Origin of the sequence: Enterococcus sp. DIV1682a (assembly GCF_051711005.1) — a bacterium.
Lineage (GTDB): Bacteria > Bacillota > Bacilli > Lactobacillales > Enterococcaceae > Enterococcus_B > Enterococcus_B hirae.
This window is the reverse complement of sequence record NZ_JBIOLT010000001.1, coordinates 441,260-457,663: the sequence shown is the minus strand read 5'-3', so window position 1 is coordinate 457,663 and position 16,404 is coordinate 441,260. Positions and strand designations below refer to the sequence as shown.

Genomic DNA, 16,404 nt, shown 5'->3' with positions numbered 1-16,404 from the left:
ACTAACTATTGGATCGTTTTATCAACTAGTGATTGGAGGAAAAAATTATGTGTGGACGTTATTTTTTTGATTTAGCATCCGATGAGCTGAAAAAATATTATGAACAAGTAAAGCCACAGGCAGAAAGTCGGCAAATCCACATTGGAAAAAATGAAATTTTTCCATCGAACCATGTAGTAACATTAGGTCTTAATCAAGAATCCGTTGTTGTGCCAGGTATCACTCGTTGGGGCTTTACCGGTTTTAAAAAAGGACAGCTAATGATCAATGCTCGAGCAGAAACTGTGGAAGAAAAAAAGACATTCTCTCACCCTTTCAAAGAGACTCGTTGTGTTTTTCCAATGTCGGGTTTTTATGAATGGGATTCTGACAAACACAAAGTAATGTTCACTGACAGTCAAACGTCCGTCCTTTATGTCGGTGGTTTTTATCGAATCCATAAAAATGAAGCTGGATTTGAAACCGAATCAATCATTTTGACCACTCAACCAAGTCAATCAGTGCTTCCCGTTCATGATCGCATGCCCTTAATCCTAGCAAAAGAACAGATTAAAGACTGGCTTAATGATTTAGATTTTGCAAGGAGTCAACTGACAGCGAAGATGCCTGAGTTAAGTCGACGAAATGTAGACGAAAACCATATATAACCAAAAACATACATGTACTGAAAAATACAATGAGCAAAATGCTTCTCAGATACTTCGGTTTGTTTTGAAGTGTTGAAGCATCATAACATTATTCAAATATTTACAAAAAATTGAACGAACACCTCAATACTAGCTGTCTTGCACAAAAACTTCTAATATATTGGTACAAAAAATGAAGCGTTCCAAAAATAGTAAAGACTATTTTCAGAACGCTTCATTATGATTTACTAGAGTTTGATCCAACTTTTCGTGATCAGTTACCTAAACATTATTCTTTCCAGCTATCGACTGTTTTTTGATTTTCTTTGATCCAGTCTTGTGCTGCTTGTTGTGGATCTTTTCCGTTATTGATTTCTAACATGACTTTTTCCATATCTTTTTCTGACCAGTGGAAATTATCTAAGACCTTATATGCTTCTGGTTGGTCTTCTTTTAATCCTTTGCGGACGATCGTATGGATTTCTTCAGCACTTCCCATAGCTTTTTTAGGATCTTCAAGATACTTCAAGTCATATTTAGCAAACATCCAATGTGGGGTCCAACCAGTAATAACGATTGGTTCTTTCTTTTTGATGGCTTGACCTAATGCCACTGTCATCGCACCTGAAGAAGAAGTTTCTACGGTCCAATCTTTTAAATTGTCATACTGCTTGATTGTATTTTCAGCAGCGTTTACGACTCCTGCACCAGGTTCAATACCTGTAATTTTCTTACCTGCTTGATTGGTTAATTCTTCAATCGAGTTGACATCCATATAGCTTGGAACAGCTAAGCCAACTTTAGCACCAGTTAAATTAGCACCTAGATCATTTATTTGGTCTTTGTACTGTGCATATTGAGAACCATGGGTTTTTGGTAACCACGCAGATACCATCCCATCTGATTCTCCCTTAGAAACAGATTCCCACATGATGGAATTATCTAATGGTGTGATCGACACATCATAGCCCATTCCTTTAAGTACTTCAGCAACTACATTCGTTGAAGCTACTTCAGTATCCCATTCTACATATGAAAGATTGATTTTTTTTGTTTCTTTGTTATTAGCTAAACTACCTAAGCCAATGGCACCTAAAATCACAACCACTACAGCTCCAATAATGATTCCTTGGCGTTTTTTACTTTTTTGTTTGTTCGCACCTGTCGCTTTTTTATTATTTGGTTGATTCAAATGTTGCGTAAAACGGTCAATGATGATCGCCAAGATAACTAAAGCTACCCCGTTAACAAATCCATTTCCGACTTGCGCACGTTGTAATGCTGACAAGACGCCACGACCTAATCCTGGCGCTCCGATCATTGAAGCAATCACGACCATTGAAAGTGACAACATGGTGGTTTGGTTGATCCCCGCCATGATCGTACTTTTAGCCAATGGTAATTCTAACTTGAACAGTTTTTGCCAACTGGTACTACCAAATGAATCAGATGCTTCCACCAATTCTTTTGGTACTTGGCGAATACCTAGATTTGTGAAACGAACAGTTGGTGGTAACGCAAAAATAACCGAAGCGAATACCCCTGGAACCATCCCGATCCCAAAGAATGCGACTGCTGGGATCAAGTAAACAAATCCTGGCATAGTTTGCATAAAGTCAAGGATCGGTTTGATGATACTTTGCGCTTTGCTGCTTTTTGCCATTAAGATTCCTAATGGTACACCAATAATGATGGAGATCATACTAGACAATAAGACAAGTGTCACAGTATTCATCAAATCAGACCATAACCCTTGATTGTAAATAAACCATAGACCGATCAACGTAAACAAGGTCAGTCCTGGACGTTTCTTAGAGATAAAGAATGCAACGACTGTTAATAAAAGGATGAACACTGGCGCTGGAATAACTAATAATAAATTAGTGATCCCAGACATCACTGCTTGCCCGATCGTTTGTAGAAAAGCAAATAGTCCTGCAAACGTAGTCGTAAACCATTCTGTCAATTTCTCAACCCAATCTGCTACGGGTAATTGATAGTTTAATAAATTATTCATGTTCATTCACCTCACCTGATTCTGCTAATGCTTCAATCACACTTCCTCGAATGACAACCCCTTTAAGTTTACCGTTGTCAACTACTGCTAGTGGCGTAGGTGAATCATAAATAATATTGAAGATATCACTGACAATCATGTCTTTCCCAATGACAGTGACATTTTCATCTAAGAAATCAATCAACGGCCGTTTTTGGCGTCTGGCTTCTAGCGCTTGATCAGCTGTAATGATTCCTTTTAAGTTTCGTTTTCTATCGACTGCCATCAACATACTTACTTCTTCGTTGCGCATTCGAGTCAATGCAACATTCGGACCATCTGATTCAATATTGGTAGTCAACGCTGGAACCATGATATTTTGAGCTGTTAAGACTTTGGAGCGGTCCACTTCCTCCACAAATTCTCGAACATAATCGTTAGCAGGATTTGTTAAGATTTCTTCTCCTGTGCCGATTTGCATGATTTCACCATCTTTCATCAATGCAATACGGTCACCGATTCGCAACGCTTCGTTTAGATCATGGGTGATGAAAATGATTGTTTTTTGGACATTTGATTGTAATTCGAGTAGTTCATCCTGCATTTCACGGCGAATCAACGGATCAAGAGCAGAAAAAGCTTCATCCATCAATAAAATCTCTGGATCGTTGGCTAATGCTCGAGCTAGCCCCACACGTTGTTGCATCCCACCAGATAATTGATTTGGATATTGATCTTTAAATGAAAGCAAACTTGAGTTTTCAAGTGCTTGTTCTGCTTTTTGTTGGCGTTCTTCTTTCGGAACTCCTCGAACTTCTAAACCATATTCCGTATTTTCTAAGATCGTACGATGTGGAAATAACCCAAAGTTTTGGAAAACCATATTGATCTTGTGACGACGAACTTCACGAAGTTCTTCTTTACTCAATTTTGAGATGTCTTCTCCATCGATATAGATGTTTCCTGCTGTTGGTTCGATCAAACGATTCAATAATCGAATCAAGGTTGATTTCCCACTACCGGAAAGACCCATGATAACGAATATTTCGCCTTCTTGAACATCAAAGCTAGCATCGTACACACCGACCGTTGCGCCGGTTTTTTTCAATATATCTGTCTTCGGTTGATGATTCTTCATCATTTCTAAAGCTACTTGTGTCTTTTTACCAAATATTTTTGTTAAATTTTTTACTTCTACCTTTACCAAACAAATTTCTCCTTTTTTATGTTTATGTAAATTCATTTTACTTTCTGAAAAAAGTGACCACACTATACTAACATCGTGTAGTCACTTTGTCAAAAAGGAGACTTTTTTGTTTGCTTCCAAAATAAAAAAAACTTGAATAAAGCCCTAGCGGTTAGGCTTATTCAAGATTAAAATTTGATGATAAAAAATAATTAAAGGACTAGTTTTCTGGATAGAAGAAATTAGTCATTCTTTGTAAGGTAAATTCGTTTCCAATGAAATGTACAGTGTCACCCGCTGTGAATTTGGCATACGGTCCAGGTGAAACGAGCAACTCTTCTTTATGGGAAATCGCAATCACTGTCGCTCCTGTTGCTTGCCAAATATTCAACTCGCTGATGGAGCGGTCAAGATGGGTCGCTTCTTTCGTCAACGTTAATTCAAATGGCAATAAAGGATTCATCTTATGTATCCGTTTCGTTTGACTGACTAATTGATCTAATAATTGTGAAAAATGATCCAATTCTTCTTGTTGCTTTTCTACACTTGCCATAATTTCGGCTTTTGTTTCTTGGATCGATTGAACATCTTGGTATTGCAATAAAAAATCTTTGGCTTTCTCTTTTGAGGCAACGAATGCCCCACTGCCATGGCGAACCTCCATGATCCCTAGATCAACTAGCACATTGATTGCTTTTCTTGTAGTTTCAGGAGAAGCATTATATGTACTTGCTAAAGTGGATCTCGCATGGATCTTCTCCCCCACCTGATAACGGTTTTCCACGATTCGTTCAGCCAGATCAACTGCGATTTGTTGGTATCTTGGACGAACAATTTTTTTCTTTCCTGCCATTTATTCTCCTCTTCCTTCTCTTTTTCAGTTACATCTTACTATGGGAAATCAAAATAAGCAAAAAATCTTAAAAAGGTTTTAAGTCTTTTCCTTGGAGAAAAATCAAAAGAAGCAGGATCAACCACAAAAAAAACAACGAACGATGAACTGTTTTTCGATCATCACTCGTTGTTTTTATCATCTCACATCCGTTAGATTTTCTTTACTGGGCAAGCACTTTTACAGTCATCACACGTTTTTCCTGATTTGATACGTGAAAACACGATATAACCAGCACTGCCAAAGATCAATACACTTAATAAAAAAGTCGCCATTTAATTTCCACCTTCTAATGATAACGTCAAAATTTCTTGTTTCTTCTGCTGTTTTTTCAATAAAGCGTAACCTAATCCAATCAGAACCATACCTGCTAAATAAGTCGAAAATACGATAGAGCCGCCTTCTAATAAATGAGCGAACTGATAAATCATGAAGCTTACCAAGTAAGCAAACCCACATTGATAGCCAACTGCGATCAGTGTCCATTTCCTTGAATTCATTTCACGATGGATCGCACCGATTGCTGCAAAACAGGGAGCACAAAGCAGATTGAAGGACAATAAGGAATAAGCAGCAGCGGAAGTATACGTCCCTTGCAATGCTTGCCAAATCTCTCGACCATTTTCCGCTACTTCTTTGTGCCCAAACAAAATACCAAAAGTCCCAATGACATTTTCTTTGGCCACTAATCCAGTGATCGTAGCTACTGTTCCTTGCCAATTCCCCCATCCTAGTGGTTGGAAAAGAGGAGCCACAATCCGTCCAACACTTGCTAGAATACTTTGATCTTCTGTAACAGGTTGACCAAAAAAGTTATACGAAGAAGTAAACCAAATCAAAATACTTGAAACAAAGATGATCGTTCCTGCTTTTTTGACGAATGATTTACTGCGGTCATAGGTTTGGCGTAAAATCGTTGTTCCTTGTGGAAAATGATACGCTGGTAGTTCCATAATAAATGGTGCGGTATCGCCAGCAAATAACTTCGTCTTCTTCAACATGATCCCTGATAAAACGATGGAAGACATACCTAGAAAATAAGCAGAGGGTGCTACCCAAGAAGTATGGGGGAAAAACGCTCCTGCTATCAAAGCAATGATTGGTAATTTAGCAGAACATGGCATAAACGTCGTGACCATGATCGTCAAGCGCCGATCTTGCTCATTTTCAATGGTTCGGCTAGCCATCACCCCTGGAACGCCACAACCTGTAGCAATCAACATAGGAATAAACGATTTCCCTGACAAACCAAATTTCCGAAATAAACGATCCATCACAAAAGCGATCCGTGACATGTAGCCACAATCTTCCAAGAAACTTAAACACAAGAACAAGACGATCAGCTGAGGTAGAAAGCCCAACACTGCGCCTACCCCTGCTATGATTCCATTGAGAATCAATTGTTGCATCCACTGTGCCACTTGCCAGTTGACCAGTACCTGTTCGACGTGTTGTGGCAACCAGCTGCCAAATAACGTGTCATTGATCCAATCAGTTCCCATTGTTCCGATTGTTTGAATCGCTAAATAATAGATCAGCCACATGACAAAAGCAAAAATTGGTAAAGCGAACCAGCGATTAGTAACGATTCGATCGATTTTATCACTGATGGACAAGCGAAATGAATCCGTAGACACGACACAAAGTGCAGTAAGTTGCGTTAGCCATTCATATCGTTCATTAATAACTATCGTTTCGCTATCTTCATCAAATAGTCTCTCTGTCAGACGAATCAGCTGCTCAATTTCTTTTTCTTGTTTTGTCGTTATTGTTTGTTTTTCCCATAACTGTGGATCACGCTCAAAATATTTGATGGCAGACCAGCGTTGAAAAGGCTGATCTTTTCCTAATATCTCTTCGATTTCATGGATTGCAGCTTCTAGTCGATCGTCATAATTAGTTAGTAAGGATACCTTCTGTTCTTTTGGCTGCTTGGAGGCATCAATGATTTTCTTCGTGAGTTTATCCAACCCTTCTTTTTTCAATACACTGATAGGAACCACAGGTATGCCTAAACCATAACTTAATTTTTCGACATTGATTTTTTTGCCATTTTTTTTAATGATATCCATCATATTCAGTCCGATAATGATGGGGATGCCTAGATCTAATAATTGTGCAGTCAGATAAAGATTTCTTTCTAAATTTGTGGCATCGACAATATTGATGATCAGATCAGGACATTCGTTGGTCAGATAATCTCTCGCAATTACTTCTTCAGGTGTATAAGGTGACAGGGAATAGATTCCAGGTAAATCTTGAATCTTGATTATCGGATTCTTCTTCATTTTTCCTTCTTTTTTTTCCACCGTTACCCCTGGCCAATTCCCTACGTATTGTTTAGCACCAGTTAAGGCATTGAATAAACTACTCTTTCCACTATTAGGGTTACCGACTAAAGCTACCTTCATTTTTTACACCTCTTTTTGCACAAGGATCAACATTGCTTCTTCTTTACGAAGCGTTAACTCATACCCTCGCAAGGTAATTTCTAGCGGATCTCCTAGTGGTGCTAATTTTCTTACGGTCAAAGGAACATTTTTCGTTACACCCATATCCATCAAACGCCGTTTAACAGCGCCTTTTCCATGTATTCCTACAACGATTCCTCGTTCTCCAACAGTCAGTTGATCTAATGAAGTCCAGTTATCCTTAGAAAGTTCGTTCTTTTTCACTAAAATTTGTTTAAACAACTCTCGATCGATCGCGATCCGATTATTTTTTAGCAGGACGATTCCATTACTTCCTGATCGATTGATAACAACGAGTTTACTTCCAACGATTATACCGAGATTTTGCAAATGTTTTTTGACTGCTTCACTCGTTTGCAATTTTTCAATTTGGTAAACAAGATTTAGCTTCGCTTCTTCTAAAGGGACAGTGGCATCTAAAGATAAAGTAGCATTCAAATTCATAAATCGATTTTCATCTCCTTCTTGTGAAAAACATCATGATAGTTCTTTCTATTTATTTTCCCTATTATTTACTTCATTTATCAACATACATTGAGAATCATTCTCAATAAGAATACTCTCGTTACTTCATAAAGTCAACGAACGTTGTGATTTTATGAGCGAACTTTCATTTAACCACTTAATAAGGAGATAAAAAAATCTTTTCGGGGATTTTTCCACAACCTTCACTGTACTAAAACAAGTATTTTTTCCCCTGTTACTTGTTTTCAGCTGTTTTTCAAAAACCACAAAACATAGTATTCCACAGTTTCCACAACACAAGATGTAGTGTTTGTTGTTTGACTTTTTTACTAATAGTTTTATACTATTCATTATAGATAAACAAGAGCTGTGGAGGAGGCAATACACATGAATGTCAAAATATTTTCTAAAAATAATTGTATGCAATGCAAGATGGTCAAACGCTTTTTAACTGACAACCAAATCGATTTTGAAGAAGTTAATATCGACGAACAACCAGATGCAATTGAATGGTTAAAAGCTCAAGGATTCCAAAGTGTTCCTGTCATTACGTCAGATGCACAAACGGTGATCGGGTTTCGACCAGATCAACTTCGCAAACTTGCTAGTTAGTCACCAGTCAATCGAAATGGAAAAGAACGTAGAATTGGATTTGATGGAATTGAGGCACTTGTTTTTGCCGTAAACTCCCCAAATCCTTTTTTACAGCACGAAACAATATTCACTATCAAAATATGGAATGAAGGTTGGGCGTACTTATGAGTCTTAAGCAGTTAAAAGATGTTAGTTACTTTAAATTAAACAATGAAATCAATCGACCAGTAAATGGTCAGATCCCGCTAAATAAAGATAAAGAAGCGCTAACCGCTTTTTTTGAAGAAAATGTCAAACCAAACACGATGACGTTTGCAACAGCAATGGATAAAATCAATTATTTGATTGAAAACGACTATTTAGAGTCAGAATTTATCCAACTGTACTCTGCTGAATTTATTGAATCACTTTATCAATTTTTAGCAGAACAACACTTTACCTTTAAATCATTTATGGCTGCCTACAAATTTTATTCACAATATGCGTTAAAAACGAATGACGGGACTGCTTATCTTGAATCTTATGAAGATCGAGTAGCTTTCAACGCACTTTATTTTGCTAATGGTGATGAACAATTGGCGCTGTCTTTAGCAGATGAAATGATCCACCAACGTTACCAACCTGCTACCCCTTCTTTCTTGAATGCCGGTCGGAAACGTCGTGGGGAACTCGTTTCTTGTTTCTTGACACAAGTAACTGATGATATGAACTCTATCGGTCGTTCGATCAACTCTGCTTTACAACTATCACGTATCGGTGGTGGTGTTGGGATCACTCTTTCAAACCTACGTGAAGCGGGGGCACCGATCAAAGGTTATGAAGGAGCAGCAAGTGGTGTTGTCCCTGTTATGAAATTATTTGAAGATAGTTTTAGCTATTCAAACCAATTAGGTCAACGTCAAGGTGCTGGTGTCGTTTATTTGAACGTCTTCCACCCAGATATCATTGCTTTTCTTTCTGCCAAGAAAGAAAATGCAGATGAAAAGATCCGAGTAAAGACACTTTCACTTGGTGTAATCGTTCCTGATAAATTTTACGAGTTAGCTCGTAAAAATGAAGAAATGTATCTTTTCAGTCCTTATAGTGTGGAAAAAGAATATGGCGTGCCATTTTCTTATGTCGACATCACTGCTGAGTATGATCATTTAGTAGCGAATCCTAATATTCGGAAACAAAAAATCAAAGCACGTGAACTTGAAAATGAAATTTCGAAATTACAACAAGAATCCGGTTATCCTTATATCATCAATATTGATACAGCTAATCGTGAAAATCCAGTTGACGGAAAGATCATCATGAGTAACTTGTGTTCGGAAATCCTACAAGTTCAAACACCTTCTGTTATCAATGGAAAACAAGAATATGAAGTATTAGGAACGGACATCTCATGTAATCTCGGTTCGACTAACATCGTTAACTTGATGGACAGCCCTGATTTTGGTCAGTCTGTGCGTACGATGACACGGGCATTGACTTACATCACAGATGCTTCCGATATCGATGTTGTCCCTCCAATCCAAAATGGAAACAAATTGAATCATACGATCGGACTAGGAGCAATGGGCTTACACACTTTCTTTGCGAAGGAACAAATGGCGTATGGCTCTGAAGAATCCTTAGATTTCACAAATATTTACTTTATGCTTTTAAATTACTGGACATTAGTTGAAAGTAATACGATTGCTCGTGAAAGAAAACAAGTCTTCCATAACTTTGAAAAATCTGCTTATGCAGATGGAAGCTATTTTGATAAATATGTTACTGGAGAATTCCAACCAAAATCTGATAAAGTAAAAGCTTTATTTGAAGGAATCTTTATTCCAACTGCTGAAGATTGGGAAAACTTAAAACAAGCGATCATGACCGATGGTTTATACCATCAAAATCGTCTAGCTGTAGCACCGAATGGTTCGATTTCTTATATCAATGACACTAGTGCAAGTATTCATCCGATTACACGCATGATCGAAGAGCGTCAAGAAAAGAAAATCGGGAAAATCTATTACCCAGCGCCTTATCTGTCAAATGAAACAATTCCTTACTATACTTCAGCTTATGACATGGACATGCGAAAAGTCATTGACATTTACGCAACTGCTCAACAACATGTAGATCAAGGAATGAGTTTAACCCTATTTATGCGTTCTGAAATCCCAGAAGGTCTATATGAATGGAAAACAACGACTAAACAAACAACACGTGATTTGAATATCTTACGTCACTACGCTTTCCATAAAGGAATCAAATCAATTTATTACGTTCGGACGTTTACTGATGATGCAGAAGAAATCGGCAGCAATCAATGTGAAAGTTGTGTCATCTAAAACAAGTAAGCAAAAAATGAACAGACAGGTAATTTAAATAAAGGAGCATTTCTCATGTCAGAAACTTACTATGAAGCAATAAACTGGAATGAAATTGAAGATATCATTGATAAATCTACGTGGGAGAAACTAACTGAACAATTTTGGTTAGATACCCGTATTCCTTTGTCTAATGATTTAGATGACTGGCGGACACTGTCACAGTTAGAAAAAGATACGGTTGGCCATGTCTTCGGTGGACTGACTTTACTCGATACTGTCCAATCAGAAAGCGGAATGGATCAGCTGCGTAAGGATGTCCGTACGCCGCATGAAGAGGCTGTATTGAACAATATCCAATTTATGGAATCGGTCCATGCAAAAAGTTATTCTTCCATTTTTAGTACATTGAATACAAAAAAAGAAATCGAAGAAATCTTTGAATGGACGAATACAAATCCTTATTTACAAAAAAAAGCGGAACGTATCAATGAAATCTACAAAAATGGCACAGCTTTAGAAAAGAAAATCGCTAGTGTGTTCTTAGAAACATTCTTATTTTATTCCGGCTTTTATACTCCTCTTTATTATTTAGGAAATAATAAGTTAGCGAATGTAGCAGAAATCATCAAATTGATTATTCGAGATGAATCTGTTCATGGGACTTACATTGGCTACAAATTCCAATTAGGTTACAATGAACTATCAGAAGAAGCACAAGAGCAGCTAAAAGACTGGATGTATAATTTATTATATGAATTGTACGAAAATGAAGAACGTTATACCGAGGAACTGTATGATCCAATCGGTTGGACGGAAGAAGTAAAAACATTCTTGCGCTACAATGCCAATAAAGCATTGATGAACCTGGGAATGGATCCACTTTTTCCAGATACAGCGAATGATGTCAATCCAATCGTGATGAACGGTATCTCTACCGGTACCAGCAACCATGATTTCTTCTCACAAGTGGGAAATGGCTACCTCTTAGGGCATGTGGAAGCAATGCAAGATGACGATTATTTGATTGGTTTAGATGACTAAATAGGAAAAGAACGTTTAAGCGTTGGGTTGTCCCCACCTTAAACGTTCTTTTTTATGTGCTTTTTTATGTGCTTTTTCTCAGTCAATCATTTGATATGTTCATGAAACTAAATATGGAAAATTCTCTCTGCATACTGGTCTTCGATTTTTAGATTTCGTTCGTGTCCCCCATCGATATTCGCACTTAAATAAACTGGCGGTTCAAAACCTTGAGCAACCATTCGCTCAATGGCTTCTAACATCGTTTGTTGGAGTAACAATGTAGCCGCATATGTCGAAGTCCCGCATACTTTGGTCTCTAATCCATCAACAGGTAATACCGCATCGCCATAAACAGAGTGGTTATCTAAAACAACATCCGCAAATTCATATAATAACTTTCCACTTTCATGTCGTGAAGTGGATGCTTTAGAGGCAGCCAATGCCGTGACCACGATCAATTTATTTCCACGCTTTTTGATTTCCTCAGCCATTTCAATTGCCATGGGGTTTCTCCCAGAATTAGAAATCAGGAAAAAGACATCATTGGGATGGATGGATACTTTGTGCATGAGCGTTCGTCCGACACCAGCATGTTGTTCGTACATGCCCCCCGCAGGATCTAAAATCAGTTTTGACGGTATCAATCCACCTGCACGCCCACTGATTTCTAGCGCTGCTGCATGGGAATGTCCGCTACCAAAAGCCTGCGTAATCCCACCGTTCATAATTCCATCGGCTACGATTTGGGCTGCTTTCGTTATATTTTCTGTTTCATACTTCTCTAATGTTTCAGTTAATTTTTTACATTCTTCAAAAAATGCGAGTGTCATAAGGCTCTCTCCTTTTTATGATTATTCCTCATTTAGTTAGAAAATCACATGATTCCGAATACTCTTAATAAGATCGATAACACCATGATCGCTAAAATCGCTCTTGTTGAATTAAAGTATTTTTTGCCTAACAACCAATAAATGACACCCACTAAAAGGGCTGGAATCATCATCGGCATGATCTGATCTAGTGTTTCTTGAAGGTTAAGTTCGACATCTCCCGTTTTAAAGGTCCAAGTAATTTGGGCATTGATCACCGATGGAATCATGGCACCAATCACCGTGACCCCTAATAAAGTAGCAGCATTGGTCAACGCATTCAAATGTCCGGACATACTAGTCACTAATTTCACGCCTTGAGTATAACCTATTCTTACAGAGAAAAATCGAAAGACTAAAATCGCCAGATTTACTAATACCCAAACAGCAACTCCGATCGCGTTTCCTTGTAGAGCTAAATAGGAAGCCACTGAACCAAAAACAGTTGGGAACAATACTCCAAAAATCGTATCCCCGACACCGGCAAAGGAACCCATTAATCCAGTTTTCAAACTAGACACCGTATCTTTTGATTGTTTGCCTTCCGCTTCTTCAGTAGCGATATCGATTCCCAAAATAAAACCGCCCATATGTGGTGTGGTATTAAAAAATTGACTTTGCATGTTCATCATGGCAATCTTGGTTTCTTCATCGTCGCCGTAGAGTTTTTCGATGATCGGTAACATGGAGTACAAATAGCCCCCACCCATCATTCGCTCATAGTTCCAAGACAATTGGCTACCATACAACCAATTGATACTTACTTTATCTAGGTCTTTTTGATTAATCTTCGTACTCATCAGCACTTAATCCTCCTTTTCCATTTGCATCAGCTTGAGCCACTTGTGTCAGATTGTTTTGCTTTCCAATCAAATTCTTAAATTGTAAAATGGCTAAAGCCAATCCTAATAAAGCCACGCCAAACATAGGCATCTTTAAGTAAGCAACTGCCAAAAACCCAATCATCAAGTACGTAATGAAATTTTTAACTGGTAAAAATCTTAATAAAATGGCGATACCGACTGCTGGTAACATGCCTCCTGCAACCGCCAACCCACCAGTCAACCATTCTGGAATTACATCTGAAACAATTTGAATCACTCGGTCACCAAAACTAAAGACGATAAAAATAGGTACTCCTCGTGATAATCCCCAACTCATTGCTCCCAACAAGTGATAAATTCTTATTTTTTTAGTATCAGCTAAACGAATATTTTTATCGATTCTCTTTTGAAAGAACACATTGCAAAATCGAGCAAAAATATCTAACTGGATCATCAACAATGCTACTGGAACAGCTAATCCGATACCAAATTCCACACCTCTTCCACTCGTAATCGCAAAAACAGTTCCCACGATCGAAGCGGTCATATAATCTGGGACACTTGCTCCTCCATAAGCTTGAATCCCCAATCCCATTAATTGCAATGTCGCACCTACTGCCAATCCAGTGGTCAGATCCCCCATTACTAAACCTGTAATGGTACCTACGATCAGTGCTTGGTTAGCAATCACATTGATCCCTAAATTTTCGATGATGACATAAAATCCTAACAGTGATAATACGATGATTTGCCAAATTTCTATATTCATTCGTTCCCCCTACTTTCCGTAAAATTGTGAAAATCGTTTTTCTTCTTCCATTGGTACCATTTGTGCCGTCACAACGACTCCTGCTTTTTCCAACTCTAAAATCTTCGCAATTTCTGCTTCGGTTAAAAAGACGGATTTTTTGATTTGAAGGGTTCCTTCTCTCGAACTGGCATTGCCTAAATTAAATGATTCAATTGGTACACCCGCATCGATCAAATCAAAGATCGTTTGAATCTTTTTGGTAAGCAACATGATTTTTTGATCTTGATAAATCCCTTCTTTTAACCGTTTTGCAGCGGTAACCGTTTTCAATATACTCAATTTGATACCACCAGGAACAGCAGCTTTTAAAGAGGCCTTAGCAATTGGATCATTGACCACTCCATCATCAACGATCATAACTCTTGTTGTTCCCATTTTCCCTAACCAAAGTGTCGCTACTTGACCATGGATCAACCGTTCATCCAATCGGACATGGCTGATCCCCAATTCACTCATTTTGTTGGAAACGGAAGCCACAACTGATGGCTCAGTCTCTGCTGTGTTCGATGGTAAATCCGCTGCGGTGCTTCCAAGGGACATTTTAATCCCTTGAACACCGACGGTCGAAATAGTCTGAACGATTTCATTCAGCGAAGCCTTAGGATTAAAGCGTTCGCTATAAGCTTGAAGCAGCATCGGAATATTCAAACCAGAAACAATTTCGATTTTTCTGCTTCCTTCTTCTTTCAGCTGGTTCAGCTGATTAAAAGGTGTCCCACTCCATAGATCAACTAAACACAACAGTTCATCATCAACGGAATACTTCGCTAACACCTGTTCCACTTGGTGGCGAAACTCTTCTGGACTATTTTCAGGCATCAATACACACACATCTACCTGTTCTTGTTCTCCAAAGATCATGTCTCCCGTTTGCTTTACGCCTAAAGCGAACTCGCCATGGCTTGCAAGAATAATGCCGATACTCATTTTTCTTCCTCCTTTAGTGTCAATTCAATCACTGGGATCAATTCATTTGGTTCTTTAATCGGAATGTTTAGCATCAACATGCTCGGGTCAAGCGCCTCCTTCACATGAACTTCAGTAATCTCTTTGTATAAATTAGTTGTCGCTTTTCTTTCTCCTCCTAAATGCTTCGTATCGACAAAACGAATCTCGGAACCATCATTGAGCAGTTTCGCAAACTTCACTTTCCCACCTAATTCTGGTAATAAAATCGTTCGATAAGGCCAACTAAAAATGTGAAGATATAATTTATTTCCTTTTTGAGTGTATCGACAATCTTGAGGTGGTGTAAAACTAGATAACCCCGCACCGTAAATCGCTTTTCCATGTTTTCGTAGCCATTGACCAACAGAACTTAAAATGCTATCGCTATTGTCATCCCACTCTCCTCGTGCGTTTGGTCCAATATTCATCGTGAAATTCCCACCTTTGGAGACAGTATCCACTAGTTGTTTCGCTACCATTTCACTCGTTTTGAAATTAAGGTTGTCCCGATCGTAACCCCAACTATTATTTAAGGTTTGAACGGTTTCCCATACCTCTTCTTCATTGTCCATTGCCTTACTTCTAGCAAATTGTTCTGGGGTAAGTACACCACGATGTAAGTCTAACCGGTCATTGATCAAAATATTGGGTTGAATCTTATGGATCATTTTTTCTAATTCAACACTTCCCCAATCTTGCGCCCCTTTACCGACCGAAGTCCCCCAATCTCTGCTTTTATAAGAAAAATCAAACCATAGATAGTCGATCGTACCGTAACTTGTCAATAATTCTCTGACTTGATTTGCCATAAATTGGCGATAATTTTCCACGTTGCCAGGATGTTGTTCGATATAGGTTGGATTATTTCTCATTGGATGATAGCCATCTACTAAGAAATCTGGATGATGCCAGTCTAATAGAGAATAATAAAGACCGATCTTGATTCCAACTTGACGAAATGCTTCAATCAATTCTCCTAACAAATCTCTCTGATATGGTGTTTTTCCTATGTGATATTCTGTTTCTTTCGTATGCCATAAACAAAAGCCATCATGATGTTTTGCTGTAATGATGACATACTTAAAACCTGCTTCTTTGGCTTTTTGAGCCCATTCATGTGGATCTAATAAATCAGGATCGAATTGATCCAGATATTTTTGGTAATCTGCTACACTGATTTCTTCTAAAGTCTGGACCCATTCATGTCTTCCTGCCACTGAATACAATCCGAAATGAATAAATAAACCATATCGACTCTCAGAAAACCATTTTCGTTCACTATTTACACTCATTTTTTTCCTCCGTTAACATTTCTATTTGATTTAACCAAAGTATAACGAGCAATTTAAAACGTTTCCATACTTGAATAATTTGTTGACATTTATTCAAAAAA

General features: G+C 38.1%; 15 protein-coding genes. 4 read left to right on the top strand and 11 right to left on the bottom strand.

Annotated features, from left to right (window positions below; translation table 11 throughout):
• Positions 1-47: 47 nt before the first annotated feature.
• A complete protein-coding gene (locus IGJ23_RS02080; RefSeq protein ID WP_010738444.1) occupies positions 48-647 on the top strand; it encodes an SOS response-associated peptidase in 600 nt (199 codons plus the stop codon).
• Positions 648-915: 268 nt separating this feature from the next.
• Here the strand turns inward: IGJ23_RS02080 and IGJ23_RS02075 are convergent, their stop codons facing one another.
• The 6 genes from IGJ23_RS02075 to IGJ23_RS02050 all read right to left on the bottom strand — a co-directional run bounded on the left by IGJ23_RS02075 (position 916) and on the right by IGJ23_RS02050 (position 7,615).
• On the bottom strand, positions 916-2,643 hold the full coding sequence (locus IGJ23_RS02075) for an ABC transporter permease/substrate binding protein (protein WP_063626546.1): 1,728 nt from the start codon (positions 2,641-2,643) through the stop codon (positions 916-918).
• Positions 2,636-3,829, bottom strand: coding sequence for a quaternary amine ABC transporter ATP-binding protein (locus IGJ23_RS02070; protein ID WP_010720061.1), 1,194 nt, complete (start codon positions 3,827-3,829; stop codon positions 2,636-2,638). The genes IGJ23_RS02075 and IGJ23_RS02070 overlap by 8 nt, the downstream gene beginning before the upstream one ends.
• 199 nt (positions 3,830-4,028) lie before the next feature.
• Positions 4,029-4,661 carry a GntR family transcriptional regulator gene (locus IGJ23_RS02065; protein ID WP_010720062.1) on the bottom strand — a complete coding sequence of 211 codons (633 nt, stop codon included), beginning with the start codon at positions 4,659-4,661 and terminating at the stop codon, positions 4,029-4,031.
• Between the two features lie 191 nt (positions 4,662-4,852).
• Positions 4,853-4,975 carry a FeoB-associated Cys-rich membrane protein gene (locus IGJ23_RS02060; protein WP_207432769.1) on the bottom strand — a complete coding sequence of 41 codons (123 nt, stop codon included), beginning with the start codon at positions 4,973-4,975 and terminating at the stop codon, positions 4,853-4,855.
• Positions 4,976-7,111 carry a ferrous iron transport protein B gene (feoB, locus tag IGJ23_RS02055; RefSeq protein ID WP_053765767.1) on the bottom strand — a complete coding sequence of 712 codons (2,136 nt, stop codon included), beginning with the start codon at positions 7,109-7,111 and terminating at the stop codon, positions 4,976-4,978.
• 3 nt (positions 7,112-7,114) lie between these two features.
• Positions 7,115-7,615 carry a FeoA family protein gene (locus IGJ23_RS02050; protein ID WP_010720065.1) on the bottom strand — a complete coding sequence of 167 codons (501 nt, stop codon included), beginning with the start codon at positions 7,613-7,615 and terminating at the stop codon, positions 7,115-7,117.
• 408 nt (positions 7,616-8,023) lie between these two features.
• Here IGJ23_RS02050 and nrdH point away from each other — a divergent pair, with 408 nt between their 5' ends.
• The 3 genes from nrdH (at position 8,024) to nrdF (ending at position 11,577) form a co-directional block, all read left to right on the top strand.
• On the top strand, positions 8,024-8,248 hold the full coding sequence (gene nrdH, locus IGJ23_RS02045; protein WP_010738447.1) for a glutaredoxin-like protein NrdH: 225 nt from the start codon (positions 8,024-8,026) through the stop codon (positions 8,246-8,248).
• 146 nt (positions 8,249-8,394) lie between these two features.
• Complete coding sequence (gene nrdE, locus IGJ23_RS02040; RefSeq protein ID WP_010720067.1) at positions 8,395-10,554, top strand: class 1b ribonucleoside-diphosphate reductase subunit alpha; 2,160 nt, start codon at positions 8,395-8,397, stop codon at positions 10,552-10,554.
• 54 nt (positions 10,555-10,608) lie between these two features.
• Entirely contained in the window at positions 10,609-11,577 is a 969-nt protein-coding gene (gene nrdF, locus IGJ23_RS02035; protein WP_010738448.1) for a class 1b ribonucleoside-diphosphate reductase subunit beta, read from the top strand.
• A 107-nt stretch (positions 11,578-11,684) separates the two neighbouring features.
• On the opposite strand, the gene IGJ23_RS02030 is transcribed toward nrdF, so the two are convergent.
• From IGJ23_RS02030 to IGJ23_RS02010, 5 genes are read right to left on the bottom strand one after another with little or no spacing between them, the layout of a single operon-like run.
• Positions 11,685-12,389 carry an SIS domain-containing protein gene (locus tag IGJ23_RS02030; RefSeq protein WP_010720069.1) on the bottom strand — a complete coding sequence of 235 codons (705 nt, stop codon included), beginning with the start codon at positions 12,387-12,389 and terminating at the stop codon, positions 11,685-11,687.
• A gap of 44 nt (positions 12,390-12,433) precedes the next feature.
• Positions 12,434-13,228, bottom strand: coding sequence for a PTS system mannose/fructose/sorbose family transporter subunit IID (locus IGJ23_RS02025; RefSeq protein WP_010720070.1), 795 nt, complete (start codon positions 13,226-13,228; stop codon positions 12,434-12,436).
• A complete protein-coding gene (locus IGJ23_RS02020; RefSeq protein WP_010720071.1) occupies positions 13,212-14,021 on the bottom strand; it encodes a PTS mannose/fructose/sorbose/N-acetylgalactosamine transporter subunit IIC in 810 nt (269 codons plus the stop codon). The genes IGJ23_RS02025 and IGJ23_RS02020 overlap by 17 nt, the downstream gene beginning before the upstream one ends.
• 9 nt (positions 14,022-14,030) lie before the next feature.
• Positions 14,031-14,990, bottom strand: coding sequence for a PTS mannose/fructose/sorbose transporter subunit IIAB (locus IGJ23_RS02015; RefSeq protein ID WP_063626542.1), 960 nt, complete (start codon positions 14,988-14,990; stop codon positions 14,031-14,033).
• Positions 14,987-16,303: an alpha-L-fucosidase gene (locus IGJ23_RS02010; RefSeq protein WP_438774558.1), complete on the bottom strand. Its 1,317-nt coding sequence runs from the start codon at positions 16,301-16,303 to the stop codon at positions 14,987-14,989. The genes IGJ23_RS02015 and IGJ23_RS02010 overlap by 4 nt, the downstream gene beginning before the upstream one ends.
• Positions 16,304-16,404: the final 101 nt, after the last annotated feature.

Bases quoted from the DNA above. Each gene is read 5' to 3' on its own strand.
- IGJ23_RS02080 (WP_010738444.1), top strand. From the start codon at position 48: ATGTGTGGACGTTATTTTTTTGATTTAGCATCCGATGAGCTGAAAAAA.
- IGJ23_RS02075 (WP_063626546.1), bottom strand. From the start codon at position 2,643: ATGAATAATTTATTAAACTATCAATTACCCGTAGCAGATTGGGTTGAG.
- IGJ23_RS02065 (WP_010720062.1), bottom strand. From the start codon at position 4,661: ATGGCAGGAAAGAAAAAAATTGTTCGTCCAAGATACCAACAAATCGCA.
- IGJ23_RS02060 (WP_207432769.1), bottom strand. From the start codon at position 4,975: ATGGCGACTTTTTTATTAAGTGTATTGATCTTTGGCAGTGCTGGTTAT.
- feoB (WP_053765767.1), bottom strand. From the start codon at position 7,111: ATGAAGGTAGCTTTAGTCGGTAACCCTAATAGTGGAAAGAGTAGTTTA.
- IGJ23_RS02050 (WP_010720065.1), bottom strand. From the start codon at position 7,615: ATGAATTTGAATGCTACTTTATCTTTAGATGCCACTGTCCCTTTAGAA.
- nrdH (WP_010738447.1), top strand. From the start codon at position 8,024: ATGAATGTCAAAATATTTTCTAAAAATAATTGTATGCAATGCAAGATG.
- nrdE (WP_010720067.1), top strand. From the start codon at position 8,395: ATGAGTCTTAAGCAGTTAAAAGATGTTAGTTACTTTAAATTAAACAAT.
- nrdF (WP_010738448.1), top strand. From the start codon at position 10,609: ATGTCAGAAACTTACTATGAAGCAATAAACTGGAATGAAATTGAAGAT.
- IGJ23_RS02030 (WP_010720069.1), bottom strand. From the start codon at position 12,389: ATGACACTCGCATTTTTTGAAGAATGTAAAAAATTAACTGAAACATTA.
- IGJ23_RS02025 (WP_010720070.1), bottom strand. From the start codon at position 13,228: ATGAGTACGAAGATTAATCAAAAAGACCTAGATAAAGTAAGTATCAAT.
- IGJ23_RS02020 (WP_010720071.1), bottom strand. From the start codon at position 14,021: ATGAATATAGAAATTTGGCAAATCATCGTATTATCACTGTTAGGATTT.
- IGJ23_RS02015 (WP_063626542.1), bottom strand. From the start codon at position 14,990: ATGAGTATCGGCATTATTCTTGCAAGCCATGGCGAGTTCGCTTTAGGC.
- IGJ23_RS02010 (WP_438774558.1), bottom strand. From the start codon at position 16,303: ATGAGTGTAAATAGTGAACGAAAATGGTTTTCTGAGAGTCGATATGGT.